Source organism: Flavobacterium procerum (genome assembly GCF_042431625.1).
Lineage (GTDB): Bacteria > Bacteroidota > Bacteroidia > Flavobacteriales > Flavobacteriaceae > Flavobacterium > Flavobacterium procerum.
Map to the genome: position 1 here is coordinate 85,604 of NZ_JBHLYW010000010.1, position 25,763 is coordinate 111,366.

Sequence of the window (25,763 nt, forward strand, 5' to 3'; positions counted from 1 at the left end):
ATGACACCTGAAGAATATTTAAACGGGCAGGTTTTATTGATTGATAAACCATTAAAATGGAGTTCGTTTCAAGCTGTCAATAAATTAAAATACCTTTTAATTAATAAAGTTGGACTTCCAAAAAAGTTCAAAATAGGTCATGCAGGAACCTTAGATCCTTTGGCGACCGGACTCTTATTGATTTGCACCGGAAAATTCACCAAAAAGATTTCTGAACTTCAAGGACAGGCAAAAGAATATACTGGCACTTTCTACATTGGCGCCACTACTCCATCATACGATTTAGAAACCGAAATAGACCAAACATTTCCAACTGATCATATCGATGAAACCCTAATTAGAGAAACCGTAAAACAATTTTTAGGAGAAATCGATCAAAAACCGCCTATTTTTTCGGCTATAAAAAAAGACGGTGTTCGCTTATACGAACATGCTCGTGCGGGAGAATCTATCGAAATTGAAAGCAGAAAAACTACGATTCACGAATTTGAAATCACAAGAATCGCTTTACCAGAAATAGATTTTAGAGTAGTTTGTTCTAAAGGGACATACATTCGCTCACTAGCTTATGACTTTGGAAAAGCTATGAATTCTGGTTCGCATTTGACCGTTTTGCGCCGAACCAAAATTGGCGACTACGACGTAAAAAATGCAATTGATATTACTTTGTTTGAAGAAGAACTACTGAAAAAATAAAATAGTCTATGAAGAGAATTTTACTAACGATTGCATTTATTATTTTTGCTAATTCAATTATATACAGTCAAGCAAGTAAATTCTCATACTTACAATTTGACATTGCGGTTTCTATTACAGGAAATCAGGATAGAGACAACTATTATAATGATTCTGAATCAACTTCTTCAAATGCTTTTTTTGTTCCTAATGGTTTAGGTTCGCAAATTGGCTACGGAGTTCATTATAAAAAATGGGCTACATTGGGAATCCATAGCGGTATTGACTGGAAATGGGACCATAAACTTGTTGCTGTACCTGTTTTTTTAAATCTTGGCTTAAGTCCGAAAGTAGGACCAGAAACTAGAATCATGCTTCAAGCTGGTTATGGAAAAGGATTTGCCCTTGGCCGTGGCAATTTAAATGGAGCATATAAAAAACTCAAGCTTGGAATTGGCTCTGATGATTTTATCCTTTTTGTAGAAATAAGCGATTATGCTTTTCCACTTCATAACGAAAAAAGCATGGGTGCTATTTCTTTTGGAATAACGTTACAGGATTTCTTTTATTACAAATCGGAAGAAAATTAATTAAAGGAATAAAAAAGCACATTACTTTTTCTTCGGTAATGTGCCAGTCTTTCTAAAGCAAGTATTATTATTTCATACTTATCTTAAATTAATAGTGAGGCACATTTTTCCCTCCAAATAAAAATTGAGAGAAGAAATCATAAAACCTTTCGAATAACTTTTTCATGATAGTGTATTTTAATTGTTAGACATTTAAATCAACACCAATAAAAAGAGTAAATCAGAAAGTTATAATAGAAGTGGGTTACTATTACTAAGATACAAAATCCAATTTAATTTAAAAAGACTTTAAGATAATTTTATTATACAAATCACTTGTTTTCAGTATATTATTAAAAAACTAAAGACGATTGTAAGTAATATTATCCATTATTTCAATCAATTCTTCCTGAACAGAAATGCCTTTATCGGCCAAATACCATAACTGCAGATCGGTTTTTATTTTTTCATCAACAACACCAAAATCCCTTTTGTAATCTGCCATTAACTTGGAGGCTCCTTTTGGTCTAGGCCCCCAATCGGCACGAACAATTCCGGCTTCTTTACAAATTACAATCACTTTTGGAATCGCTTTACCTCCATTAGTCAGATATTGATTCATCAATTCTTCATTTTCATCTCGAAGTACAATTTTAAGATCGATTTTTTTATTAGACTGCACTGCCATTTTATTTAAAATCGGAAGAATCTGTGCCGCATCTCCACACCAACCTTCAGAAAGAACCAACCAGATGTAGTGATTTTTCAAATTTTGCAACTTAGAAATTACATAATCTTCAATTATAATTGTCTTTTCTAACCGATTCATTCTAGCTTCGTTCAGTTTGGTATAATTGGTCAAACTTTCCGATTGTTCATTTCCAGTCGATTTTCCGTCTGCTAATAAATCTGTGACCAGTTTTCGGTATTCTGTATAGGAATGACTATTGAATAGTCCTTTGGCTACGATGCTTTTCATATTGTTTTTTTTGGTTATGCTAAATTTAAAACAATTTTGCAAAACAGAAGAATGACTTTTGTCATAATTAGGAGAATTCCCTTTTATTACAAAAGTCATTTCATTTTTTGAATAAAACAGCACACGGATAAAAACGGATTTATATAAAGAATCAAAAATCCATTTTCGCCTGCGTTTTCGTGATAACGAATCTGTTTAATCCGCGTCAAAATCTATAACATTTTAATTGTTGACAGCAGATTAAATTTTAAAACATTAGGTATCACAAGTTACATCGTCCCACTCTGCCTCGCTATAACTAATAAGCCAGTTCAATGCATAATGACGCTCATACACCACACCCGGATGAACAGTTGTCATTTCTTGTCCATTTAATCTCGCATCGACGCAAGCCCAGTCCAATCTGTAATACAAATCGTTTAAAGCCAATATTTCTGATTTGCTTCTCGCATTAAAAACAGAATTAATAAAATCATTGGGATCTTTATCAGGCCCCACTGGATATTCTTCTTCTGGAATGTCATTTAAACTGCACAATTCATCCGGAAATCCCAATTCTTGAACTTTGTTCAAAGCAAACATCAAAACCCAGATACATTCGCATTTCCATGATTCATGACTTTTTTTCTGTTCTGTCGGATTTGCCAGAAAATCTTTTTCATTTGGAGTAACAAAATCCCATAAATTGTAAGTTTGAAGATATTCTGTCGCTTCCTCGTTTGAAATTGTATTAAATGAAACTAGATTTGTTATTGCAAGAATGCATACTCGTTGCGCAATTTCTTTGGGAGTTCTTAGAACAACTTCCTCTTCTGCTTCAATATAAGGAAGGTATTTATTTATTTTTATCTCTTTTTCCTGCAGAATTTTTTCACTGGCAGTCTTCCATTGTTTTTGTTCTTCAGTTATTACCTCCGATTCTTTGTCGTAATAAGCACTCTTGATTTTTACATCTAAGTTTTCGACCTCGCAATTTCCGTCGTTATCTAATAACAAATCGAGATTTTCGTCCAAAAAATGCTGACCGTCAGATTTGCTGATGATTGTTTTGGGCTGTACAAAAAGAATTGCTTCCTGGTCTTTTGCTAGTTTTTTAATGAAATCTTTTAAGTCTTTAGTCTGCCCCTTATCCTGACTGATTGAAAACTCTGAATTTAAAGTTTGTATTTTATGCAGAAACAAAGCTTTTATTTTTTCATTTTTTGAATAAAGCGAATCTACATAACCATATAATCCCCTGAGGTTTCCGGTCAAAGGACATTCATCTGTGTCAGGAATTTGGTAAGACGGTTGTTCTCTTTCGCGGTAAACGATTGTCAGCTTGCTTCCAGAACTCAAAAAACCTCCTTTGATTTCGATTGTTGCAATTTGAGATCCATTTTGGTTGCTGCTCGTAATTATTGACTGCGGATAACTGTTTTCGACGCTTTCTATAATTTTGTCAAAACCAATATGGTGCGAATAAAGTGTGCAAATCATGTTTTAAATTATTTTCAATTAATAGTTGCGCTGTTCGGATTTTGGGTCTTATTCTAAAAAAACTTTTTAAACCAATTCTTACAACGCTGAAAAATTCAATCCAAATATAGACAGAAATTATTTTTGCAAACATTATTTTTAAAAATCAGAATATGTCTATATTTGCACAAATTAACGCAACAACAAACATGAAATATAAAAGAATTCTTCTAAAACTTAGCGGCGAAGCGCTAATGGGTGACTTACAATACGGTATTGACCCAAAAAGATTAGCCGAATATGCAGACGAAATTAAGCAAATTCACAGTAAAGGAGTAGAAATTGCGATTGTTATTGGAGGAGGAAATATATTTAGAGGCGTTGCCGGAGCCAGTGCAGGAATGGACAGAGTCCAGGGTGATTATATGGGAATGCTTGCAACTGTAATTAACGGAATGGCATTACAAGGCGCTCTTGAAGATAAAGGAATGAAAACGCGTTTGCAGACTGCCTTGAAAATGGAATCTATTGCAGAACCTTACATTAAAAGAAGAGCCGACAGGCATCTTGAAAAAGGAAGAATCGTAATTTTTGGAGCTGGAACCGGAAATCCGTATTTTACGACTGATACTGCAGCAGTTTTGAGAGGAATCGAAATTAATGCCGATGTAATCCTAAAAGGAACACGCGTTGACGGAGTTTACGATTCTGATCCTGAAAAAAATGCTTCTGCCGTAAAATTTGATTTTATTTCGTTTGACGATGTAATCAAAAAAGGACTAAATGTAATGGACACCACAGCTTTTACATTAAGCCAAGAAAACAAACTTCCGATTGTTGTTTTTGACATGAATAAAATCGGAAACCTATTAAAAATCTGCAAAGGCGAAAACATAGGAACTGTAGTAAATATATAGTCTCGGTCACGGTTTAAAGTCGCAATACCTACTAAACTGAAAACTGAAAAACAAAAAACTGAAAAATAAAAAAAATGACTGAAGAAATAGATTTTATTTTAGAAAGTACTGAAGAATCAATGAATGGTACTATTGCACACTTAGAAAAAGAATTTCTAAACATTCGTGCAGGAAAAGCTTCTCCGGCTATGCTTGGAGGTGTTTTTGTAGATTATTACGGATCTCAGACGCCACTTTCTCAGGTTTCTAAAATCAGCGTTCCTGATGCCAGAACAATTACATTACAGCCTTTTGAAAAAAATATGCTTTCTGTAATTGAAAAAGCCATTTTGATTGCTAACATTGGCTTTAATCCAATGAACAATGGAGATGTTATCATCATCAGCGTACCACCTTTGACAGAAGAGCGTCGTCGTGATTTGGCAAAACAAGCAAAATCTGAGGCTGAAGATGCGAAAATCGGTATTCGTAATTCGAGAAAAGACGCTAATACTGATATCAAAAAATTAGAAAAAGAAGGAACATCTGAAGATATCTGCAAATCTGCCGAAGAAGAAGTTCAGAACTTAACTAACGCTTACATCAAGAAAATTGACGAATTATTGGCTCTGAAAGAGGCTGAAATCATGAAAGTATAATTATTATAAGCTATAAAATAAAAATCCGTCCGGTATATTGTACCAGACGGATTTTTTTATTGCTATTTTTGCATACGAAAATTATTTTTTTTCGTTTTTGAAATTATATCATTCTATATGAAGCTATTTTGTTTTTTGACTTTGTTTTTTACGCTTACAATTCAAGCACAATTTCAAATAAACGGTATCGTAACCGATTCTAATAACAAACCTCTTCCGTTTGCCACGATAACAACTCCAGAAAACAATAATGCTATTACGGATGTTGACGGAAAATTTATTTTTAAAATAAGTACCGCAACTTCTTCGATGACGGTTTCCTATATCGGTTTTCATACGAAAACCATCTCAGTATCAACTTCCAAAAAATTCTATGCTGTTTCTCTTTTACAAAAAACAGATGATTTAAAAGAAGTGGTAGTTTCGAATGAAAATCCAGCATTGACCATCATAAAAAAGGTAATTGCGTCTAAGAATCAAAATGATCCACAGAAAAAGCTGCACAATTTTGAATACAAAACGTACAATAAACTTATTGTAACTGCAAATCCTGATTCGATAGACGGACGTATCGACTCTTCTGCCGCTTATAAAGATCTCAGCAAAAAAACAATTCACATAGATTCTTCTGACTACAAGTTTAAAGAAATCATCAGCAAGCAGCATTTATTTCAAACCGAAAAAGTTTCACAATATCAGTTTGCGGAGAATAAATTGAAAGAAACAATCCTAGGAACAAGAATGGCAGGTTTTAAACAGCCTGTTTATGAAATTATTGCATTCAATCTCCAATCTATTTCTATCTACGATTCTAAATATGAATTATTTGAAACGAAATACGAAAATCCGATTTCTAATAATGCTCCTTCAAATTACAATTATAAACTGCTCGACACTGTAAACCTCAAAGGCCGAGATGCTTATATGATTTATTTTAAAAATAAACGAAAAAAAAGAGCATCGGGACTTGAAGGCGTTTTATATATCGACAAAGAAAATTTTGCGATTGCCAAGGCTGTAATGCGTATAAAAGGTGTTCTAGACATCAGTGGCATTCATGATTTTGAATACCTTCCAAAAGAAAAATTATGGTTTCAGAGCAACACTACTTTTAAGATCGTAAAAGGAAAAAATGATGATGATATTAAGATTTTAGGAGGCACAATTCAGTTCGACAGTGATGTTGATGAGAATTTTGAGCCACGAAAAAAAGTAGCTTCAGATTTTACCTATTTGCTTTCTGAAAGCAACAGTTTTGATGTACGGGTAAATACAAATGTACCTGTAAAAAATCAGTCGCTATATATTGAAATCAAAGACGATGCTGCCCAAAAATCAGAAAGTTTCTGGCAAGCTTACCGAAAAGAAAATCTTGATGAAAAAAGCCAAAAAACATATTTGTTGATTGACAGTCTCTCTATAAGCAATAAAGTTGAAAAACGCTTAGGAATAGGCCGAAAAATCCTCAACGGATTCTATCCGATTGGTCCCGTTGACCTTGATCTTAAGAAGATTATAAGTTACAATAATTATGAAGGATTTCGTCTTGGATTAGGAGGAATTACGAACGAACGTCTTTCAAAAAATTTCCGTATTGAAGGATATACTGCTTACGGAACAAAAGACGGTGCTTTTAAATACAGTCTTGGCGCTGGGATTTTATTGGATAAAAATACAAATACATGGTTCAACGGATATTACACCGATGATGTTCGCGAGATTGCAAGTACTGTATTTGCTGTTGACAAACGTGTTTTTAAAATTTATGACCCACGCCCGATTAACATTAGCACTTTTTATGAATATACGGGTTGGAGAGGAAATATTCAAACCAAATTTATTCCGAAAACAGAAGCGGTTATAGAATTTTCTAGAAATTATATAGAACCAAAATTTGACTATCTTTTTAATGTAAACGGAAAATCATATTCGAGCTATGTAATGTCAACCGCTATGATTTCTATAGTTTGGGCACCATTCAGCAATTTTATGCAGACTCCTTCAGGAAGAAACGAAAGCGAAAAAAAATTCCCAAGATTTACTTTTCAATATACACAGTCACTGCCTAATGTTTTTGACAATGACTTCACCTTCAGCAAAATAGATTTCAAAGCTGAATATGAAAAAAAATACCTAAACCGTCAAAAAACTGCCTTATTGCTTCAGGCGGGTTTTGCATCTGGAGATATACCGTTGACGCATTTGTACAATACTTCTCCGAACAACTTAACCAAAGAAACGGTTACACAGCGAATTACATTTTCAGGAAGAAATGCATTTGAAACCATGTATTTTAATGAATTTTTCTCTAGTCAATATGTAATGTTTCAGATTAAGCACGGCTTTGACAGAATTAAAATCCTTAAAAAAGTAAGGCCTTCATTGGTTCTAGTTTCTAGAATAGCATGGGGAGGTTTGGAAAATCCAGAGGAACATGACGGTCCCGAATTTAAAACACTCGAAAAAGGCTTTTTTGAATCCGGAATTGAGCTGAACAAAATTTATAAAGGTTTTGGTCTTGGAGGATTTTATCGTTATGGTCCAAATCAGTTGCCGAAATTTGAAGATAATATCGCCGTCAAAATTTCGTATGTAATTGATTTAGGATTGTAAAATCTTATTTTTTAATCCATTTATTCCACATCTGGTTTCTTCCGTGATTGTTTGATAGCAGAAAGGTTCTTTTTGTCTTTAATGCGTTTTTTAACTACCGCTTTGGGAACTTTAGTAGCTTTTCGGACTTTAGGGACATAAAGTCCCTTTTTCATAATCTCTAAAAACCGTTTTATCACGATTTCCTTGTTTTTAAGCTGGCTTCTGTCTTCATCACAACTCAAAATCAAAATATTTTCAGAAGTAAGTCTCGAAGTTAGATTATGCTCTAAAATCATTTTCTCTTCTTCCGCTAAAGCCTGAGAAGCGTTCAAGTCAAAAGTTAAAATCACTTTTGAGGAGACTTTGTTTACGTTTTGTCCGCCCGAACCGCTACTCCGAACAGCCTTAAAACCCAACTCTGATATGATTTTTTCTGCATCCATATTATTGTGGCTGATGTGCGGGTTTCAATAAATCATTGACTGTTTTTACCGGATTAAAGGTAATCAACGGAACAGCCGCAAAAATAGTAAGCCAGCCAGCCATAGAACCATTCCACAATCCAGGAAGTTCGTAGTTTCGTACAATTTTCCCGTCAACGCTTTTTTCGGCTATAAAACCTGTTTTTTGATCGACAAATTTCTGTAAGTCAAACTTTTCGTTTTTGTAATTTTTAATAGCACAAACCAAATCAACAGGATTAAAATGTGTTGCTTTTGCAAAAATCTCTGCCTGCTTTTTATTGGTAAGATCTACCTGAGAAGTTTCAACAATCTGCAACGAAGTTACTCCTTTATCATTCATAACCCAAAACGGGCCTCCTCCTGGTTCTCCTTCGTTTTTTACCATCCCGCATACACGTATTGGCTTATCCAAAAGCTCTTTAAGCTTCAAAATCTTATTTTCAGAAGTAAATTTATTAAAGTCGTTCGAAATTTCTGTATTCAATTTTTCTTTTAAAAACGATACAATCTCCTCAATATCTTCCTCTTTAATTTTCTGCTGCTCAATTTGATTTAAGTAACCGAAAATCTTTTGCTGCACTTTTATTAAAATACCAGCCAAGGCTTTTTTATACAATGTCGTTTCTTCAATATGATTCTGAATCACATTGTCGATGTTTTTTATAAAAATAATGTCTGCTTCAAGATTGTTAAGATTCTCAATTAAAGCTCCATGTCCGCCTGGTCTAAATACAATTTTATCATTTTTATCTCTAAACAGCTTATTTTTCAAATCGACTGTAATCGAATCCGTCTTTTTGCTTTGATAAGAATACTGAATATTAATTTTTGTTCTCGATTGATTTTCAATCTTTTCTTTTAAAAACGAACATTGATTTTCAAATAAAAACTGATGTGCTTCAGAAACGGTGAAATGTAGATTCGAAATTTCGTCGGCAGTTGCATAATGAACACACTCATTCAAATGTTCTTCAATCGGATTGGCAATATGGCTTTCATATTCATGAAAAGGCAATACCGCTTTTGGTTTATTCGAAAAATCAAAATAATCTGAAGATAAAAGCAGTTTTACAAAATAATAATTTTTATAATCCCTGTCTAAAGATTCAAAATCTGGATAAATTTCCCTTAGCTTTGTATCAGTAGCCTTAAAAAATGGAAATTTTTCCATTCCGACAATAAAAACAGGAAGTTCTGTATCTTTCTTGCGGTTGATATAAGCATTAATTGTCTCTTCACCTATCTTAAAATCATTTAGAAAAGCTGTCAAAAATTTAAACATTCTGCTTGCCGCGCCAGAAGCAGGAACGAACTTTTTAAGCTTAAATTTTGATTTTTCGACATCATAAAACATTGCATTTTCTTCAAATGCTGCTTTAGACAAATCCAAAATTCCATTATTTAAACCTGCAGGACTTACCAGATTACTTTTTGCAATTCCGTTTTCAAAAATTTCCAATTGCTTAAGAATATTTCCAAACACAGCGCCATGTTTGTATATTTCAACAAAATCAAGCGAAGAAAAACCTTTTTCTTTAGCTATGGTCAATTCATTAATAATTGAGATTGCGTTTTGCAGTCGATGTTCTTTATTCCCAGAAAGAGTAATAAAAGGCTTATTATGATCAATTAGAGTTTGTTTAAATACTGAAAAAACAGTTTCTCTACCCTCTGCTTTATCTCTAATATCATCTTTTTCCCAAGGAACATCAATATTGGTTAAAAATACCAAATCATAATCATGTTTTAAGGCCGCTTCATGAAGTTCTGGTTCAGAAAATCCATAATAAATTTCAGAAAAAACCTTGGTTACCATGAGATTTGTATCACAAAAAAGATACCTGTCTGCAGCACTAAGTTTTTCGTTTTCTAGTGCGGTCTGCCCATAAGCGATAGGCATCATATCCGAAGCATCGCAAACATGCTGGTTTTCTTCCCATTTTTGCTGTAAATAATCACGAGCAAATTCCGGAACCCATTCTGTTTTATAATATTCAGCAAGTTGCTTTGCCAAAGTCGTTTTTCCTGTACTTTCAGGACCGAACAAGGCAATTCTTATGATTTTTGATTTTTGCTGTTTAAGATTTTTCTCCATTCTATATAAGCCGATACAGCTAAAATTGTAAAAATTAAATATTGTAATGAAAGCATGCCCAAACCTCTATAGGCATAAAGCGGCACTACAATGATATCACCAATTATCCAAAGTGTCCAGTTTTCGATTTTTTTTCTGGCCATATACCACATTCCAGCAAAGAATATTCCTGACGAAATCATATCGACATAATTGTCTACTTTAATCTCGTAATCAAAATATTTATAAATGCCGAAAACTACAAAAATGGTAACGATAAACAATGCTATACCGATTATTTTTTCATCATCGTTCGTTCTCGTTATTGGGAGATTATCTTCTACAGTTCCTCCTTTTGCCCAAACATACCATCCATAAATACTCATTATCGAAAAATAAGCATTAATAATCATATATCCTATATAACCAGCAACATATAAAAGATATACTGAAATTACCGTTGCAATTAATCCTGTTGGATATACCCAAATATTTTCTTTTTTGGCAAACCAAACGCTTAAAATACCGCAGACAAATACTAAAAATTCTAGTATAATATGCCAAAGCGGCGCATTTTTATAACTTTCGAGAAAAAAATCAATCATTGAGGCCGTTTTGAGTTGCTAAAACTGATTCAAAAAAATGGCTGTTATTTTCAAAAGCAGTTCCAATAACCACCAAATCTGCGCCAGCATTGTAAGCATTCTGAATTCCGTGCAAATCTACAATTCCGCCTCCAACAATAACAGGAATTTCTATATTTTGAGCAATCATCTCAATCATTTCTAGCGGAACAGCTTGTCTAGCACCACTTCCAGCTTCGAGATATATAATATGATTCCCGAGCATTTCTCCTGCCTGTGCTGTTGCAAGAGCCAGATTTAAATCGTCTCGTTTCAGAGGCTTTGTTTTACTTACTCTTTCTACTGCCGTTTCGCTACCGCTTTCTATTAAAATATAACCCGTTGAAATGACTTCAAGTTTTGTTTTTTTCAAGATTGGCGCAGCCTGAACCTGATATTCTATCAAATAATCGGGATTTCTGCCGGATAAAAGCGACAAAAACAAAATTGCATCGGCTTTAGACGAAATTTGCGAAGGATCTCCCGGAAATAAAACAACCGGAAGCGAAGTTTTCTGCTTTAATGCCGAAATTAATTCTTCTAAAATATTGGTCTGAACAATGCTTCCTCCCACAAAAATATGCGTTGCAGGCGACTGGTTGATTTTTTCAATCAGCTGGCCTACATTTTCCAATACAATTTTATCAGGATCCAAAAGTACTGCGAGCAATTTCTGACCTTTCTTTTTGGCTTCTAAAATTTGTTGTCGAATCGTAAATATTTGTTTTTGCATACAGAGTGTAAAAGTAAAAGTTTTTTGATGCAGAAGAACTATATTGAATGAATTATATTTGTCTTATGGCTTTTTATAACGTAAAAAATACGATATGATTACATCTGAATTATTGGAAAAATATACTGCTGTCAAAAAAACATTCTCTAAAAACGAAACTATTTTTGAAGAAGGAAATTTGCCGTTGTATTACTATCAGATTATTTCGGGCGAAATAAAAATGAGCAACTATAATGATGATGGACGAGAATTTATACAAGGGATCTTTTATAAAGACCAATCTTTTGGCGAGCCTCCTTTGTTCTTAAATCAAAAATATCCTGCCAATGCCATTGCTGTTGAGGACAGCGAAATTTATATGCTCCCAAAAGCTAATTTCATGAAACTTCTTGAAGAAAACCCTTCCATCAGCGTAAAAATAATCGAAAATCTGGCGCAACGTTTATATTACAAATCGGTTATGGCAGCCGAAATGTCTACTCAGGAACCTGAACATCGTGTTTTAAAGTTAATTGATTACGGAATTACCCATTTCGATTTTAAAAAAGACCAAAACGGATACTTAATCAATTTTACGAGACAACAAATTGGCGATTTGACAGGTCTGCGTGTAGAAACGGTTATTAGAACAATAAAAGCATTAGAAAAAAAAGGAAAACTAAAAATTATTAATCGAAAAGTATACAGATAAAAAAGTTCTGGTTTTATGATTAAAGTCATAAAACACAGCGGTATAGTGGGCGTATCTTTGTCATATAAAAATCTGAATATCATGACACTATATCAAACAACATTCGACATTTTCAATAAAAACTACATGGGATCAGCTGCAATGGCAGTAATTGGGCAAAGCTGTTTAGGAGGTGCTGCCGCAATGTATGTTTTATCAAACGGAACTTCTTTTTTTCAAATGATCCAGCTGGCAATTATCGTTTTAGCCTGTATCTTTGTAAACACTTCAATTTTGGCACAAATGAAGCACAAAGTAGTTTTTAACCTTTTGCTTTTAAGTTCTGTTTTAAGTGTATTCTTTATTTTATTAAACACGCTTTTTCTGTGAAAAAACAAATAGAAAACAGAACTGACATTTCTTTTCTGGTAAATCAGTTTTATGATAAAATAAGAGCCGATGCAGCAATCGGCTTTTATTTTAATGAAATGATTACTGATTGGGATCTACATCTGGAAAAACTAACTGATTTTTGGGAAACCAATCTGTTTGGAGTTCGCAAATACAAAGGAAATCCACATGCCGTACACAATGAAGTAGATGCTCACTTTGGCGAAAAAATCACAGCAAACGAATTCGGAATTTGGCTCAATCACTGGTTTCAGACCATTGATGAACATTTTGAAGGCAAAAATGCCGAAACCTTAAAAAGACGCGCTCAAAAAATGAGCACTTTTTTGTTTTTGAGTATGTTTCAGCATCGTCAAAAAGAAAGCGAAGTTTAAATTTTGGAATTGGAATTTGAGATTTCTTTATTCTTTTATTTCTCAAACGCATAAACCAATGTAAAATTTTCGATTTCTAGATAATGAACCTCAAAATCTTTAATTAAATCATCAAAATACAGACTCGCCGAGGTCTGTTTTTTATTTAAAGAGAAATCATGTACTCTGATATGATCTTTGAAACTAATTCCCTTTTCGTTTCTGATTTTAAAAATCGCTTCTTTTGCACCCCAGATAACGGTTAACTTTTTGATGTATTCTTCAGACTCATTCGGTTTGAGGTAATCGCATTCGTAATCGGTAAATTTATCGGCAATTCTAATGATTTTTTCGCGCTGTAATTCCATATCGATTCCAACCGTTTCTTCACTGATAATTATAGCGGCAAAATTGTGCGAATGTGTAATGGAAATATAATTATGACAATCAAAATAAGGTTTTCCGAATTCGTCATAATGCAAATCTTTGTCTGTAAAACCCATTTCCTGAATCAACATTCTCACGCTTAAAAAAGCACGTTGATGCATTTCAGATTTCATTCCGTCCAGTCTTCTCTGTGTTTTTTCCTTCAAAGAAACCTGACTGTACAATTCATCAAAAGATTCAGTTATTTTCCAAATTAAAATTTTAGTAGTTTCATTAAATTGTATGGTCTGAAATAGAGGCATTATGGTGAGTTCTGCGTTAAAAGTTATTTGTTGTTTTTTAAACCATATAAGTCATATAAGAAAATATAACAGTTGGCTAAAAATGTACTAGTAAATATAATCAATTAGCAATAAAGCTAATAGTTTAAAAACCCTTTTTAAATGAACTTATATGTCTTATATGGTTCAAAAACGATTCCTAAACTAACTTTCTAGAGATTAAGAAATTAAAGAATTCACAAATCTTGCAGAAAGTAGTAAAAATAAAAACCTATTATGTAAATTTGCAAAAATTTTACAATTATACAAATATACTATAAATGAGTACAACGACTACGCCTTACGTGGCTTATAAAGTAAAAGACATTTCTCTAGCGGCTTGGGGAAGAAAAGAAATTGAACTAGCTGAAGCTGAAATGCCAGGTTTAATGGCACTTCGAGCTGAATACAAAGACGAACAACCATTAAAAGGTGCTCGTATTGCTGGATGTTTACACATGACGATTCAAACTGCTGTTTTGATCGAAACTTTAATTGCTCTTGGTGCAGAAGTTACTTGGTCTTCTTGTAACATTTTCTCTACTCAAGATCAGGCTGCTGCTGCAATTGCTGCTGCTGGAATCTCAGTTTATGCTTGGAAAGGTCTTGATGAACAATCATTTGACTGGTGTATTGAGCAAACTTTATTCTTTGGTGAAGACAGAAAACCATTGAACATGATCTTAGATGACGGTGGGGATTTAACTAACATGGTTATCGATCGTTACCCAGAATTAGTTCCTGGAATTAAAGGTCTTTCTGAAGAAACTACAACTGGTGTTCACAGACTTTACGAAAGAGTAAAAGCTGGAACTTTACCAATGCCTGCAATCAACATTAACGACTCTGTTACTAAATCTAAATTTGATAACAAATACGGATGTAAAGAATCTGCTGTAGATGCTGTACGTCGTGCAACTGACTTAATGTTAGCTGGAAAAAGAGTTATCGTTTGTGGATACGGTGACGTTGGAAAAGGAACTGCTGCTTCTTTTAGAGGTGCTGGATCTATTGTAACGGTTACTGAAATCGATCCAATTTGTGCTTTACAAGCTGCAATGGACGGTTATGAAGTTAAAAAATTAAACACTGTAATTGCTAATGCTGATATCATCATTACAACGACAGGAAACAAAGATATCGTTCTTGGAGAGCACTTCGAGCAAATGAAAGACAAAACTGTTGTTTGTAACATCGGACACTTCGATAACGAAATCGACATGGCTTGGTTAAACAAAAACCACGGTGCTTCTAAAATTGAAATCAAACCTCAGGTTGACAAATACAACATCGCTGGAAAAGATATCATTATCTTGGCTGAAGGTCGTTTAGTAAACCTTGGTTGTGCTACAGGTCACCCAAGTTTCGTAATGAGTAACTCATTTACAAACCAAACTTTGGCACAAATCGAATTATGGAACAATAGCGCAGCTTACAACAATGATGTTTATATGTTGCCAAAACATTTAGATGAAAAAGTTGCTGCTTTACACTTAGCTAAATTAGGTGTTGAACTTGAAGTTTTAAGAGAAGACCAAGCGGCTTACATTGGTGTTGAAGTTCAAGGTCCATTCAAACCAGAATACTACAGATATTAATATTTTAGATTTCTGAGTTTAGATTTTAGATTATCTGAATACATATCAAACCCGGCAGATGTTTTTGAACTTCTGTCGGGTTTCTTTTTTGGTTAAAATTTATTTAATTATAAATCAAAAACAGAAGTCCTTTTAGAACGGATTAAATCTTTCAGCCTAATCCAAAAAGCAAGAGTCAGATAAACCCCAAAACCAAGACCGGCGGTAACAAAAGAAATGTAAATAAAAAAAAGACGCACACTCGTTACGCGCATCCCTAATTTATCGGCTAGTCGCGATGAAACATGAAAACCGTATTTCTCGAAAAAAAACTTTAGTTTTAAGATTGCAGACATTTTATTGTAAACTTTAGATTGTAAAATTACGAATTATCTAATTATTCCAATTTCTAATTTTACAATATCTCTTCATTCTTTAAGAGTTCCAATCCGAAAGCACATCTAAGGCATGATTTTTTATTGCAGTATTCATTCTTAAGCTCCAACATCGACTGGGTTTCAAAAGCATTATTAGATTTTATCCCAAATGAAGCAAATTTATCAATAATAGCATTTTTCTCTGGCGGAACTTCCATTAAAAAATCTATCAAACGTTCTGAAATTGATTCTCCCATAATCGAACTGTATGCAAACTGAATCGGAATTATCGTATTCACAATCAGTAAATCTATAAAAGATTTAGACAAACACTTTGCTTTCCAAGCACTTGCCTTATCAAATAGATAATGATTCTGCCAATAAGAACTTGGTGAAGTTTTGAGCAACTTATAGACTGATTCAGTAGATTTTAAATTAATCAATTCTGAAAATAAATTCTGGTTGTCGCTATATAAACTGGCAAGCTGAGCCAACCTTATTGTTGGAAAATTATCTGGCCGATGTTTAAAAAACTGAACTTGTTCTATGTGATTTTTTTCGATTTGATATTTATTAACAAGATACAAGTAACGGATTTTTAGATCCAAGAAATAAACATCTTCAAAATGCGAATCAAGTAATCCTGAAGTACCAAAAAGCAAAGCCTCTAGATTTTCTATTTCAAAACCTTCTTTTCTGATTACAGAAAAAGGTATCGATTTTGCTATTTGCAAAAATGCTTGCCCATTTGTATTTAAACCAAAATTTTTGGCAAGGAGAATAAACAAAACGGCTTCCCAATCCTGATTGGTCTCTTTTAGCAGGTCATAAATAAATTTCGATTTTCGTTCCAGTCTTTCAAAAAATAGTCTTTCCTGCCAATTTTTAAGAACAAAATCATTTATCTGTGTCAGCTGTTTTTCGCAAAAAATCCAAGATTTAGGTGTTGTTAATTGATTGTACAGCTCCAAAGCATTTTCAGAAACATATTCTTTTAAAACCAAAACAGGAATTTCTGTATTGTCTTCTCTAAAAACCGTTGTATCATTTTCCCAGACAACATGTAGAATTACATTATCATAAGCTTTGTCTCTTTCATGAAAATGACCGTACCAATCAGATGATTTTACATGAATCTCAACATTTCCCGCCCATTTCTGATTGCCAATAATAATTTGTGCATTAAAAAAGTCTGGGCCAGAATTCTCCAAAAAATCGCCCGAATGCAGTATAATCAGCTCTTCATTTTCAGTCGTTTTTAATTTTAGAGTTTCAAACTTTTTAAATCTCCATATATAATGAAGAAAATCTTCTTTCATGTCAAAAGGCTTTTATAGAATTACAAAAACCGAATTTAATAAAAAATAATACTAATCTTACATTTTTTAAAGTCAAAAAACAAAAAACCTCAATTTCTAGCAAATCAGAAATTGAGGTTCTTACCTAAATTATTTGGAAATACTATTTTATAGATCCAATAATATCGTATTTGGTAATAATATGATGATGTCCGTTTTGCAAATCAACTAAAACTGCATCATTTTCTTTGGTAAAAAGTTTAGAAACTTCTTCAATTGGGGTTCCTAATTTCACAATTGGAAACGGCTTACCCATAACATCTTTAATTGGTTTTTCGGCAACATTCTTATCGGCAACATAACTTCTAAACAAATCTGTTTCATCAACAGACCCAACAAAACCGTTAATATCAACTACTGGAATTTGAGAGATTTTGTATTTTCTCATACGTTCAATGGCATGAGAAACCAATTCTTCAGTACGAACCACAATCAATTCTTTATCGATATGATCTTTTATTACATCTTCGGCTTTGGTAACGTTTTCTTCAAGAAATCCGCGTTCACGCATCCAGTCGTCATTAAACATTTTACCCACATATCGACTTCCTGAATCGTGAAAAAGAACCACTACAACATCATCGGGTTTAAAATGTTCTTTGAGCTGTAAAAGTCCTTTTATACAAGCTCCAGCAGAATTCCCAACAAAAATTGCCTCTTCTAAAGCTATTTTTCGGGTATAAACCGCAGCATCTTTATCAGTTACTTTTGTAAATCCGTCAATAAGTGAAAAATCTACGTTTTTAGGCAAAATATCTTCTCCAATTCCTTCTGTGATATACGAATAGATTTCGTTCTCGTCAAAAATCCCAGTTTCATGGTATTTTTTAAAAACAGAACCATAAGTATCAATTCCCCAGATTTTGATATTCGGATTTTTTTCTTTTAAGTATTTTCCAACTCCAGAAATTGTTCCACCTGTTCCAACTCCAACCACAAAGTGCGTGATTTTGCCTTCTGTCTGTTTCCAGATTTCAGGACCAGTCTGTTCGTAATGCGCCTGTGAGTTCGACATATTATCATACTGGTTCACATACCATGAATTTGGCGTTTCTTCTGCCAAACGTCTAGAAACAGAATAATACGAGCGCGGATCAGAAGGTTCTACATCTGTCGGACACACAACCACTTTTGCTCCGACTGCTCTAAGAATATCCATTTTTTCCTTAGATTGCTTATCCGAAATTACGCAGATCAGCTTATAGCCTTTTACAATTGCAACGAGAGCAAGCCCCATACCGGTGTTCCCAGACGTCCCTTCAATAATTGTCCCCCCTGGTTTTAGTCTTCCATCAGCTTCAGCGTCTTCAACCATTTTTACGGCCATCCTGTCTTTTACAGAATTTCCAGGATTAAAAGTTTCGACTTTTGCTAATACTAACGCATCAATTTCGGCAGTAACTTTGTTGAGTTTTACCAACGGAGTGTTGCCTATTGTTTCTAAAATATTTTTTGAAAAGTCCATTTTATTTAAATTATTAATTTGGTTTTAATGAATAAAAGCTTGGTACTATTGGAAGAAATTCCAAACCAGACCAAATCGAATTACGAAATCACGATATGGATAATTTGGTGAAGAAAAATAATTACTCTTAGAAAAAGCAGCGTTAAAATGCTCTGCTTTCAAATAAAATCTCGTCTGGCGAATTCTCGCATTTATAAAAAAGTCAAATGCGGCAAATCCTCCTATTTTCTTCTCCTGCTGTACAAAAAATTCTGCCACTACAGGATTATAGCCATCACCATAATATTTCGTGAAGTAATTGAAAGTGAAACCACTTTGCATGTAAAGTGCTTTTTTGAAAAAGTAACCTGAATAATACAATGTATTTCTGGTTACAAAATCAGGAACATTTAAAATAAGATCCGATTGATCTACTTTTTGATATAAAAGAGTATTATCTAGAGCAAATTTTCCAAATTTAAATTCTCTATTTGCTTTTATTTCTAAATAATTAATCACATTTCCATACTGAAAAGGTTTTACAATCTGAATCAAACTGTCTTTTTGAGACTGAGTGGCATCATCCTTAAAATATAAATGGTCTTTTAGAACTGTGTACTGAACTTGTGCATTAAGCCAAGGCGTCGTAATTTCGGCACTTAAGGAATTAATCTTTTCATTCTTGAAATTTTCTGACCAGTTGTACTCTACCCAACTGCTTTGGTATAAATTGTAATTGTTGTTTGGCAGTTTATTTATGTTACGATATCTGAAATCAAATTTAATTTTTTCATTCATGTCATATCTTAACTTGGCGTCTAAATCAGAAAGCGACTGATTTGTAATAGATCTTGAATACAAAAATCGTCCGTTCCATTTATTTTTTTGGTATTCATACTGCCCGCCGACATTGTTAATCTGCAAATACAAATTATCTGGAATGGTCTTATCAGTTCTAACAATAATACGATTGTACTCGTAATTAGATCTGTAGTCGTCTATAAAGAAATTAAATTTCCCGAGAAGCGAATTTTCATAAGTGGCTCCTACTTTATTATAAAGTTTTTCGAATTTCGTATGATCGTTAATTCCGCTAGTTACGTACGAATCCCCAAAACGCTGTATACGTAATGTATCTGCAGAAGAAATAACTGTTGGCTGTCTGTATTCGTAAACTTTATTTTCGTAATTAAGTTGATGAGTGATATACAAATTGTTGTTTGCATTTCGCGGATTGATTCGAAAAGCATGATCAATAAAAAATCGTCTCCCCTTTAAAAATGATTGCGCATCAGTCAAGAAAACCTGCAATCTCTGACGGTTCTTATAATCTTTATTATCACTTTCAAAATCTGATGGAGTCGTAATTCCTCCGTTTTCTTCATTCAAAACATCCTGATACGTGTAATGCGCATTTATGGCATATCTTCTATCGGTCGTTGCATAACTGGTTGTAAACCTAAAGTTTCCTGCACTTACCAGCTGATTGATATAATCTCCTTCAGACCTTAAACCTCTATAGGCAATTGAAAAATTAAGATTTTTTGAAATATTCAATGTCAAAAAAGAATCGACATTCTGTCCTTTATTTATAGTAGTATTGAAAAACAACTCAGTTAATGGAGTCGGCGCAGAATAATAACGAATCTGATCTGCTTCGATATAATTAAAGTGCTTTCCTTTAAAGCCAATTTCAGGATACGGCGAAAAACTGGTCAGACTATATTGCAGCGTATTGTATGGCTGGCCAATATTTGCAAAAGCCAAAAGCCCAAATTCATCCCTTCTTATGTGATTCTGTTTATAAGCACTTTTTATTGTCAATGACGTATCTGCATAAATAGTATCATGTTCGAGCGTAATAATCTTATATTGATCAATTTTTGCCACAATAGACTTTTTCTTTTTTACAGTATCTGTAATACTTGAATATTTTGTATTCATATCTAAATTATTTTTAGAGGTATTTTTCTCTTGCGAAAACAATAAAGATGGGATAACTAAAAGATATAGAAAAATGAATATTCTCATTTGATGGCTTTATATATAAATATTTTGATAAAATTTGTCAAGCAAAGGTAAAAGATAATCACGTATAAATAAAAATCTATATGTAAGTATTAACTTTTTTTTCGAAACCTATTTTTATATAATCAAAAAGTCCTCAATCATTCTGATTGAGGACTTTGAAAAAATATTAATCTGATATTTATTTATCCCATCCTGGATTTTGTCCTAAACCTGGGAATATGTTTAATTCAACTTGTGGAATCGGCCATAAAAATCTATAATCACTGCCAGGTATTGCGGCAACTCCTTTTGGTCCGCTATATGGTTTTCCGTCTAAAGTAAACAAACCAGCATTAGGAGTACCATTAGCAATTTTAGCTGGTATACCATCTATCGGCGCAATATCATCGCCCTGTAATCTGTGTATGTCAGACCATCTTCTTCCTTCAAAAATAAACTCAATTCTACGCTCTGCCAAAATTGCTTTTACCAAACTTGCAGGAGCAGCAAAACTACTGGCGGTGTAAGCTTGCGTTGACGGATTTGCTAAGGATCTGTTTCTCACTTTATTTAACAGACTTAAGGATTCTGTTGTATTTGGTGTCGCTAAACGTGCATAAGCCTCAGACATGTTTAACAAAACCTCTGCATATCTGATAACTGGAGCTGCATCAGAAAAATTGGTTACATCAGTATATTTATTAGTATATTTTCTACCATCAACGGTAAAAACAAGTTTGCCTTCTTCTCTTCTCTTATCATCAGTCAACCAATTTGGATCTTTCCAAATAATTGGACTTATGGTTACCAGAGTTCTTCCTTTTAAAATACTAGCCAAAGCTGCATTTGTGTTAGGATTAGCACTTGATGAATGCTGAATTGAAAAAATAGATTCACTATTCGTTAAATTATTCGCTAATATAAAAGGATCTCCAGGATTGGCTGTCAAGGAATAAACTCCATTTAATTTAGTTCCTTCTTCAATAACTTTTGCCCAGTCTCTTTTATGAAGATATACCCTTGTCTTAAATGCTATGGCTGCAGATTTAGATGCTTTTGCCGTACTTTTTGTAGTAATCAAATTTTCAGCATCTGTTAAATCTGCTAAAACTTTTGTATAACATTCTGCAACTGTATTTCTTGGTTTTGGAGTTTCTGAAGTAATTTCAGAAGCTGTATTTACACCAACTTCTCTATACGGAATCCCCGGATGTGATGCGCCATCTGTAAAATTATAAGGTCTTGCAAAATAAGTCAGCAATTCAAAATGCGTTATTGCTCTTAAAAACTTAGCTTGACCGATATAATCATTTGCTACAGATTGGTTAATAATTCCTTTAGCTAATGCCCCATTTACACCTTCTATCATTAAGTTACATCTGTTAATCAGCCTGTAACCATCAATCCAATAATAGACGTTATTAGCTGTATTGGCATCATAACTGCCCTCATAAGTATATTGGTAAAAAGCGGCTGTATTTATAACATCTTCTCCTCGACAATCACCTTGTTCAACAAAAGCTGCTCCCCAAACATAACCTCTACCTCCATTTGGTGTACCACTATTATAGGCTCCTATTGCTGCAGCATTGTAAACACCATTCATAGAAGCTGCAATTAAGGAAGGAGTTGAGAAAGCCTCAGCCTCAGAAATACTATTTATCGGGGTTAAATCCAATATTTTCTCTTCTGTACATGCATTCATCCCAAACACCATTACAGAAAGCAAAATTGTTTTTATTGTATTTTTCATATTTTTTGTATTATAAACTTACATTTATTCCCATCGACATTACCTTAGAACGCGGTGTACCATTAACGTCTACTCCTGCAGTTTCCATTTCTGGATTAACTCCCTTATATTTAGAAATCATCAAGAAGTTTTGAGCTTGAGTAAAAATCCTGAAACTGTCTACTCCAATTTTGTCTAATAATCCTTTTGGCAATGAGTATCCTAAACTGACATTATCAAGTGAAATGAAGTTTCCGTTTTCAACAAAACGAGAAGTTGCGTTACCATTTAGATTTGTCGTATTGTTACTGCCTGCATATAATCTAGGTGTCCAGCCGTCTCCTGGGTTATCTACACTCTGCCATCTTCCTAAAATCTCCGTGCTATTGTTATTGAAGTTTTGGTTCATTAACTCTCTTCGTGTTGCATTAAAGATTTTATTACCTCCACTGAATCTAACCATAAAACCAAAATCAACGTTTTTATATTTCATATTAGAGCTAAATGAACCAAAATATTTAGGAAGTGTATTTCCTAAAACTACCTTGTCTGCTGCTCCCAATGAAGATAATTTAGAAGCATCTGTTGGTTTCGCAGGATCAAAAACAGAATAAGATGTGCCCGGTAAATTTGCTTGAACTAAGCTTCCGTCAGCTTTATAATAAACTGGATTACCATTGGATTTATTAACTCCCCAATATTTATATCCATATAATGAATTAATCGATTCCCCTTCTCTAATAATAATATTTGGCGAGATGTTAACATTAGAATCACCAACGTATGAACCTCCAATCATGTCACCGCTTGGTAGAGAAGTAACTACGTTTTTAGAAAGTGTTAGATTAGAAGAAACATCCCATGAAAAGTTTTTCGTATTTATAGCTTTATATGTCAATGCAAATTCTAAACCTTCATTATACATATTTCCAACATTGCTGTTTATTATATTGTCTGGAACACCTAATGATGGAAGGACTGGTGCTTTTAAAACCAAACCGTCTATATCATTTTTATAATAATCAAAACCTAATGTTAAGCGATTATTGAATAATCCTAAATCAATTCCATAATCGATTTTTTTACTGGTCTCCCATTGCAACACACTATTCCCAAATTGCGAATAGCCTAGACCATTTAGAGTTCCATAAGGAGAACTAATCGTCAATCCTTTTGAAGGATATTCAATTCCTCCTAAAACATCAACATTTCCTACTTGAGAATAAGATGCTCTTAATTTTAAATCAGAAAGCGTACCGCTGATTCCCTCCATAAACTTTTCCTTCGTAACAGTCCATCCAGCAGAAACTCCTGGGAAATTATTCCATCTCACATCTGACTCGAACTGAGAGATACCGTCTCGTCTTAATGAAGCCTGAATAAAGTACTTTTCTTTATAATTATAATTGAATCTTCCTAAATAAGAAATAATCCCTTTTTCGCGAACCGAACCTCCAGAATCCTTAGTAGAATAAGAATTTGATACAAGATTTTTATTATAGAAATCACTCAACAAATCACTTCCTTGTCCCCAAAAATTCTGATATTTCTGTTTCTGATATTCTGAAACTAATGTTACTCCCAAATTGTGGTCTTCGGCAAATGTTTTCTTATAGTTTATTATATTCTGCCAGTTCCATCTTGTATATTCAGTATTATCATTGTATATAATTCCATTTCGCGAACGTCCATCACCATGAACCGGGTTCCAATAATACATTCCTCCTGTTATAGCATTATCTGCACTTACCTGCAACCTGTAGCTTAAGTCTGAAGTAATTTTAGCATTTGCAAAGACATTGGCTAATGTTCTATTTACCTTTGAATAATATTTGTTATTATTTAAAACATAAACAATATTAGTGATATTATCTCCTACAACTTCATTATTATCCCATTTCCCAACAGTGGTGTTGTCGCTTGAAAGATTATAACCTGTTGCATTATTTGCGTCATAAATCGGCACGTTTGGCTGTTGTCTTAGAGTATTGAAAACATTTCCAGAAAGTCCATTTGTATTGGTATTTAAACCGTTATATTCTGTTCTTGCAACACTCAAATTGGTACCAATACTAAGCCATTTATTTATTTCCTGATCGATATTGGCTCTGATAGAATATCTCTTCATCTCATTTGCTAAACTGATACCTTTTTGATCGGTAATTCCGAGAGACAAATAATATTTTGTTTTGTCTGTCCCTCCGCTTATCGCAAGATTATTAGTAATTTGGGGAGCACTTCTAAAAACTGCACTTTGCCAGTCTGTATTATAAGTAGTTCCTGCAGCCCATGGAGAAGCATTGATATTAGCTCTTTTCTCATTAGAAATCATTATAAAATCAGGAGTTTCTAATACATCATACTTTTTAAAAACTGATGCAATACCAAGAGTGCTTGAGAAATTAAGTTTCATAGTTCCTTTCTTACCGCTTTTGGTCGTAATCAAAATGACTCCATTTGCAGCTCTAGAACCATAAATAGCAGTTGCGGCACCATCTTTTAAAACCTCAAATGACTCTATATCTGCAGGATTTATATCTGCCAGACCATTAGTATTTGCAGCACCACCAATATCACCACTCACAATTGGCATTCCATCTACAACAATCAAAGGCTCAGTTAATCCGGAAATAGATGCGATTCCTCTAATTCTAATCTTAGGAGCTGATCCGATAATACCAGAATTGGTTAAAACCTGAACTCCGGTAGCTCTTCCCGCCAATGCTCCTTCAAAACTCGGAGTCACCAAATTTGCAATATCGCTTCCAGAAATTTTAGAAATCGAACCTGTTACTTCTCTTTTTTTCTGAACACCATAACCAACAACGACTACTTCATCCATTATTTGGGCTTCAGATTCTAAAACAACATTAATAGTGTTTGAAGCTCCAACGGTAACTTCTTTATTTGCCATCCCAACGTATGAGAAAACTAAAATATTACCTGTTTTTACTTTTAAAGAATAACTTCCGTCGAAATCAGTGTGTGTACTTGTTTTAGTTCCTCTAACAAGAACATTCACTCCCGGAATAGCTCCTGTCTTGTCAGTGACCTTACCAGTCACAGTTCGTTCCTGAGCAAAGGCGAACTGCATACCTAACATTAAAAGCAATGTTAAAATAAATGTAAATTTAAATCTCATGTGAAATTATTTTGAGTTAATAATCTGACAAAAATGAGTTATTTATCTTACATTTAAAACATAAAACTGTTAAATTTTAACCTTTTTCCTACATTAAAATTTAAAAAAAATAAAACAAAGATTACAAAAAAAGTTAAAGTTAAATATAAGTAAATAATAGTCAATGCTTTAATGTTATTTTAAAACTTGAAAAAAAAATCATTAAACTTAAATTTTAACATACTTCGACATCTTAACTTTGTAGCTCACTTACAAAA

22 protein-coding genes are annotated in these 25,763 nt (G+C 33.5%); 9 read left to right on the top strand and 13 right to left on the bottom strand.

What is annotated here, in order from left to right:
• Positions 1 to 696, top strand: coding sequence for a tRNA pseudouridine(55) synthase TruB (gene truB, locus ACFFLS_RS14800; protein ID WP_379684719.1), 696 nt, complete (start codon positions 1 to 3; stop codon positions 694 to 696).
• An 8-nt stretch (positions 697 to 704) separates the two neighbouring features.
• Positions 705 to 1,265, top strand: a complete 561-nt coding sequence (locus tag ACFFLS_RS14805; protein WP_379684718.1) for a hypothetical protein — start codon at positions 705 to 707, stop codon at positions 1,263 to 1,265.
• Between the two features lie 340 nt (positions 1,266 to 1,605).
• On the opposite strand, the gene ACFFLS_RS14810 is transcribed toward ACFFLS_RS14805, so the two are convergent.
• Both ACFFLS_RS14810 and ACFFLS_RS14815 read right to left on the bottom strand, forming a co-directional pair.
• A complete protein-coding gene (locus tag ACFFLS_RS14810; protein WP_379684717.1) occupies positions 1,606 to 2,223 on the bottom strand; it encodes a thioredoxin family protein in 618 nt (205 codons plus the stop codon).
• Between the two features lie 255 nt (positions 2,224 to 2,478).
• Positions 2,479 to 3,702, bottom strand: coding sequence for a DUF4272 domain-containing protein (locus ACFFLS_RS14815; protein ID WP_379684716.1), 1,224 nt, complete (start codon positions 3,700 to 3,702; stop codon positions 2,479 to 2,481).
• A gap of 188 nt (positions 3,703 to 3,890) precedes the next feature.
• On the opposite strand from ACFFLS_RS14815, the gene pyrH reads away from it, so the two are divergent.
• From pyrH to ACFFLS_RS14830, 3 genes are all read left to right on the top strand, one after another.
• The gene (pyrH, locus tag ACFFLS_RS14820) at positions 3,891 to 4,598 is read left to right on the top strand and encodes a UMP kinase (RefSeq protein WP_379686356.1); all 708 of its coding nucleotides are present in this window, start codon (positions 3,891 to 3,893) and stop codon (positions 4,596 to 4,598) included.
• 74 nt (positions 4,599 to 4,672) lie between these two features.
• Positions 4,673 to 5,236, top strand: a complete 564-nt coding sequence (frr, locus tag ACFFLS_RS14825) for a ribosome recycling factor (RefSeq protein WP_379684715.1) — start codon at positions 4,673 to 4,675, stop codon at positions 5,234 to 5,236.
• Between the two features lie 117 nt (positions 5,237 to 5,353).
• Entirely contained in the window at positions 5,354 to 7,849 is a 2,496-nt protein-coding gene (locus ACFFLS_RS14830) for a DUF5686 family protein (RefSeq protein ID WP_379684714.1), read from the top strand.
• 20 nt (positions 7,850 to 7,869) lie between these two features.
• On the opposite strand, the gene arfB is transcribed toward ACFFLS_RS14830, so the two are convergent.
• From arfB to ACFFLS_RS14850, 4 genes are read right to left on the bottom strand one after another with little or no spacing between them, the layout of a single operon-like run.
• Positions 7,870 to 8,274: an alternative ribosome rescue aminoacyl-tRNA hydrolase ArfB gene (arfB, locus tag ACFFLS_RS14835; protein WP_379684713.1), complete on the bottom strand. Its 405-nt coding sequence runs from the start codon at positions 8,272 to 8,274 to the stop codon at positions 7,870 to 7,872.
• 1 nt (position 8,275) lies between these two features.
• Positions 8,276 to 10,390 carry a DUF4301 family protein gene (locus ACFFLS_RS14840; RefSeq protein WP_379684712.1) on the bottom strand — a complete coding sequence of 705 codons (2,115 nt, stop codon included), beginning with the start codon at positions 10,388 to 10,390 and terminating at the stop codon, positions 8,276 to 8,278.
• A complete protein-coding gene (gene pnuC, locus ACFFLS_RS14845; protein ID WP_379684711.1) occupies positions 10,351 to 10,974 on the bottom strand; it encodes a nicotinamide riboside transporter PnuC in 624 nt (207 codons plus the stop codon). The genes ACFFLS_RS14840 and pnuC overlap by 40 nt, the downstream gene beginning before the upstream one ends.
• On the bottom strand, positions 10,967 to 11,725 hold the full coding sequence (locus ACFFLS_RS14850; protein WP_379684710.1) for a phosphoglycerol geranylgeranyltransferase: 759 nt from the start codon (positions 11,723 to 11,725) through the stop codon (positions 10,967 to 10,969). The genes pnuC and ACFFLS_RS14850 overlap by 8 nt, the downstream gene beginning before the upstream one ends.
• Positions 11,726 to 11,819: 94 nt before the next feature.
• Between ACFFLS_RS14850 and ACFFLS_RS14855 the strand changes: the two genes are divergently transcribed.
• The 3 genes from ACFFLS_RS14855 to ACFFLS_RS14865 all read left to right on the top strand — a co-directional run bounded on the left by ACFFLS_RS14855 (position 11,820) and on the right by ACFFLS_RS14865 (position 13,180).
• A complete protein-coding gene (locus ACFFLS_RS14855; protein WP_379684709.1) occupies positions 11,820 to 12,416 on the top strand; it encodes a Crp/Fnr family transcriptional regulator in 597 nt (198 codons plus the stop codon).
• An 81-nt stretch (positions 12,417 to 12,497) separates the two neighbouring features.
• Positions 12,498 to 12,785 (top strand): hypothetical protein, encoded by a 288-nt coding sequence (locus tag ACFFLS_RS14860; protein WP_379689496.1) that lies wholly within the window; start codon positions 12,498 to 12,500, stop codon positions 12,783 to 12,785.
• Positions 12,782 to 13,180, top strand: a complete 399-nt coding sequence (locus ACFFLS_RS14865) for a group III truncated hemoglobin (protein WP_379684707.1) — start codon at positions 12,782 to 12,784, stop codon at positions 13,178 to 13,180. The genes ACFFLS_RS14860 and ACFFLS_RS14865 overlap by 4 nt, the downstream gene beginning before the upstream one ends.
• 35 nt (positions 13,181 to 13,215) lie before the next feature.
• Here the strand turns inward: ACFFLS_RS14865 and ACFFLS_RS14870 are convergent, their stop codons facing one another.
• Positions 13,216 to 13,848: a 4'-phosphopantetheinyl transferase family protein gene (locus ACFFLS_RS14870; protein ID WP_379684706.1), complete on the bottom strand. Its 633-nt coding sequence runs from the start codon at positions 13,846 to 13,848 to the stop codon at positions 13,216 to 13,218.
• 299 nt (positions 13,849 to 14,147) lie between these two features.
• Here ACFFLS_RS14870 and ahcY point away from each other — a divergent pair, with 299 nt between their 5' ends.
• Positions 14,148 to 15,464 carry an adenosylhomocysteinase gene (gene ahcY, locus ACFFLS_RS14875; RefSeq protein WP_379684705.1) on the top strand — a complete coding sequence of 439 codons (1,317 nt, stop codon included), beginning with the start codon at positions 14,148 to 14,150 and terminating at the stop codon, positions 15,462 to 15,464.
• Positions 15,465 to 15,571: 107 nt separating this feature from the next.
• Here the strand turns inward: ahcY and ACFFLS_RS14880 are convergent, their stop codons facing one another.
• The 6 genes from ACFFLS_RS14880 to ACFFLS_RS14905 form a co-directional block, all read right to left on the bottom strand.
• Positions 15,572 to 15,799 carry a PspC family transcriptional regulator gene (locus ACFFLS_RS14880; RefSeq protein ID WP_008466940.1) on the bottom strand — a complete coding sequence of 76 codons (228 nt, stop codon included), beginning with the start codon at positions 15,797 to 15,799 and terminating at the stop codon, positions 15,572 to 15,574.
• 59 nt (positions 15,800 to 15,858) lie between these two features.
• Entirely contained in the window at positions 15,859 to 17,139 is a 1,281-nt protein-coding gene (locus tag ACFFLS_RS14885; RefSeq protein WP_379684704.1) for a DUF2851 family protein, read from the bottom strand.
• Between the two features lie 142 nt (positions 17,140 to 17,281).
• Entirely contained in the window at positions 17,282 to 18,643 is a 1,362-nt protein-coding gene (locus ACFFLS_RS14890) for a pyridoxal-phosphate dependent enzyme (protein ID WP_379689498.1), read from the bottom strand.
• Positions 18,644 to 18,688: 45 nt separating this feature from the next.
• Entirely contained in the window at positions 18,689 to 20,653 is a 1,965-nt protein-coding gene (locus ACFFLS_RS14895) for a putative porin (RefSeq protein ID WP_379689500.1), read from the bottom strand.
• Positions 20,654 to 20,831: 178 nt separating this feature from the next.
• Positions 20,832 to 22,385: a RagB/SusD family nutrient uptake outer membrane protein gene (locus ACFFLS_RS14900; protein WP_379684703.1), complete on the bottom strand. Its 1,554-nt coding sequence runs from the start codon at positions 22,383 to 22,385 to the stop codon at positions 20,832 to 20,834.
• A 10-nt stretch (positions 22,386 to 22,395) separates the two neighbouring features.
• Positions 22,396 to 25,506, bottom strand: a complete 3,111-nt coding sequence (locus ACFFLS_RS14905; protein ID WP_379684702.1) for a SusC/RagA family TonB-linked outer membrane protein — start codon at positions 25,504 to 25,506, stop codon at positions 22,396 to 22,398.
• Between the last annotated feature and the right edge of the window lie 257 nt (positions 25,507 to 25,763).

Excerpts from the sequence above, each read along its gene's own strand:
- ACFFLS_RS14900 (WP_379684703.1), bottom strand. The coding sequence starts at position 22,385 with ATGAAAAATACAATAAAAACAATTTTGCTTTCTGTAATGGTGTTTGGG.
- ACFFLS_RS14860 (WP_379689496.1), top strand. The coding sequence starts at position 12,498 with ATGACACTATATCAAACAACATTCGACATTTTCAATAAAAACTACATG.
- ACFFLS_RS14810 (WP_379684717.1), bottom strand. The coding sequence starts at position 2,223 with ATGAAAAGCATCGTAGCCAAAGGACTATTCAATAGTCATTCCTATACA.
- pnuC (WP_379684711.1), bottom strand. The coding sequence starts at position 10,974 with ATGATTGATTTTTTTCTCGAAAGTTATAAAAATGCGCCGCTTTGGCAT.
- ACFFLS_RS14855 (WP_379684709.1), top strand. The coding sequence starts at position 11,820 with ATGATTACATCTGAATTATTGGAAAAATATACTGCTGTCAAAAAAACA.
- pyrH (WP_379686356.1), top strand. The coding sequence starts at position 3,891 with ATGAAATATAAAAGAATTCTTCTAAAACTTAGCGGCGAAGCGCTAATG.
- truB (WP_379684719.1), top strand. The coding sequence starts at position 1 with ATGACACCTGAAGAATATTTAAACGGGCAGGTTTTATTGATTGATAAA.
- arfB (WP_379684713.1), bottom strand. The coding sequence starts at position 8,274 with ATGGATGCAGAAAAAATCATATCAGAGTTGGGTTTTAAGGCTGTTCGG.
- ACFFLS_RS14850 (WP_379684710.1), bottom strand. The coding sequence starts at position 11,725 with ATGCAAAAACAAATATTTACGATTCGACAACAAATTTTAGAAGCCAAA.
- ACFFLS_RS14905 (WP_379684702.1), bottom strand. The coding sequence starts at position 25,506 with ATGAGATTTAAATTTACATTTATTTTAACATTGCTTTTAATGTTAGGT.
- ACFFLS_RS14840 (WP_379684712.1), bottom strand. The coding sequence starts at position 10,390 with ATGGAGAAAAATCTTAAACAGCAAAAATCAAAAATCATAAGAATTGCC.
- ACFFLS_RS14895 (WP_379689500.1), bottom strand. The coding sequence starts at position 20,653 with ATGAGAATATTCATTTTTCTATATCTTTTAGTTATCCCATCTTTATTG.
- ahcY (WP_379684705.1), top strand. The coding sequence starts at position 14,148 with ATGAGTACAACGACTACGCCTTACGTGGCTTATAAAGTAAAAGACATT.
- ACFFLS_RS14880 (WP_008466940.1), bottom strand. The coding sequence starts at position 15,799 with ATGTCTGCAATCTTAAAACTAAAGTTTTTTTTCGAGAAATACGGTTTT.
- frr (WP_379684715.1), top strand. The coding sequence starts at position 4,673 with ATGACTGAAGAAATAGATTTTATTTTAGAAAGTACTGAAGAATCAATG.
- ACFFLS_RS14870 (WP_379684706.1), bottom strand. The coding sequence starts at position 13,848 with ATGCCTCTATTTCAGACCATACAATTTAATGAAACTACTAAAATTTTA.
- ACFFLS_RS14885 (WP_379684704.1), bottom strand. The coding sequence starts at position 17,139 with ATGAAAGAAGATTTTCTTCATTATATATGGAGATTTAAAAAGTTTGAA.
- ACFFLS_RS14805 (WP_379684718.1), top strand. The coding sequence starts at position 705 with ATGAAGAGAATTTTACTAACGATTGCATTTATTATTTTTGCTAATTCA.
- ACFFLS_RS14830 (WP_379684714.1), top strand. The coding sequence starts at position 5,354 with ATGAAGCTATTTTGTTTTTTGACTTTGTTTTTTACGCTTACAATTCAA.
- ACFFLS_RS14890 (WP_379689498.1), bottom strand. The coding sequence starts at position 18,643 with ATGGACTTTTCAAAAAATATTTTAGAAACAATAGGCAACACTCCGTTG.
- ACFFLS_RS14815 (WP_379684716.1), bottom strand. The coding sequence starts at position 3,702 with ATGATTTGCACACTTTATTCGCACCATATTGGTTTTGACAAAATTATA.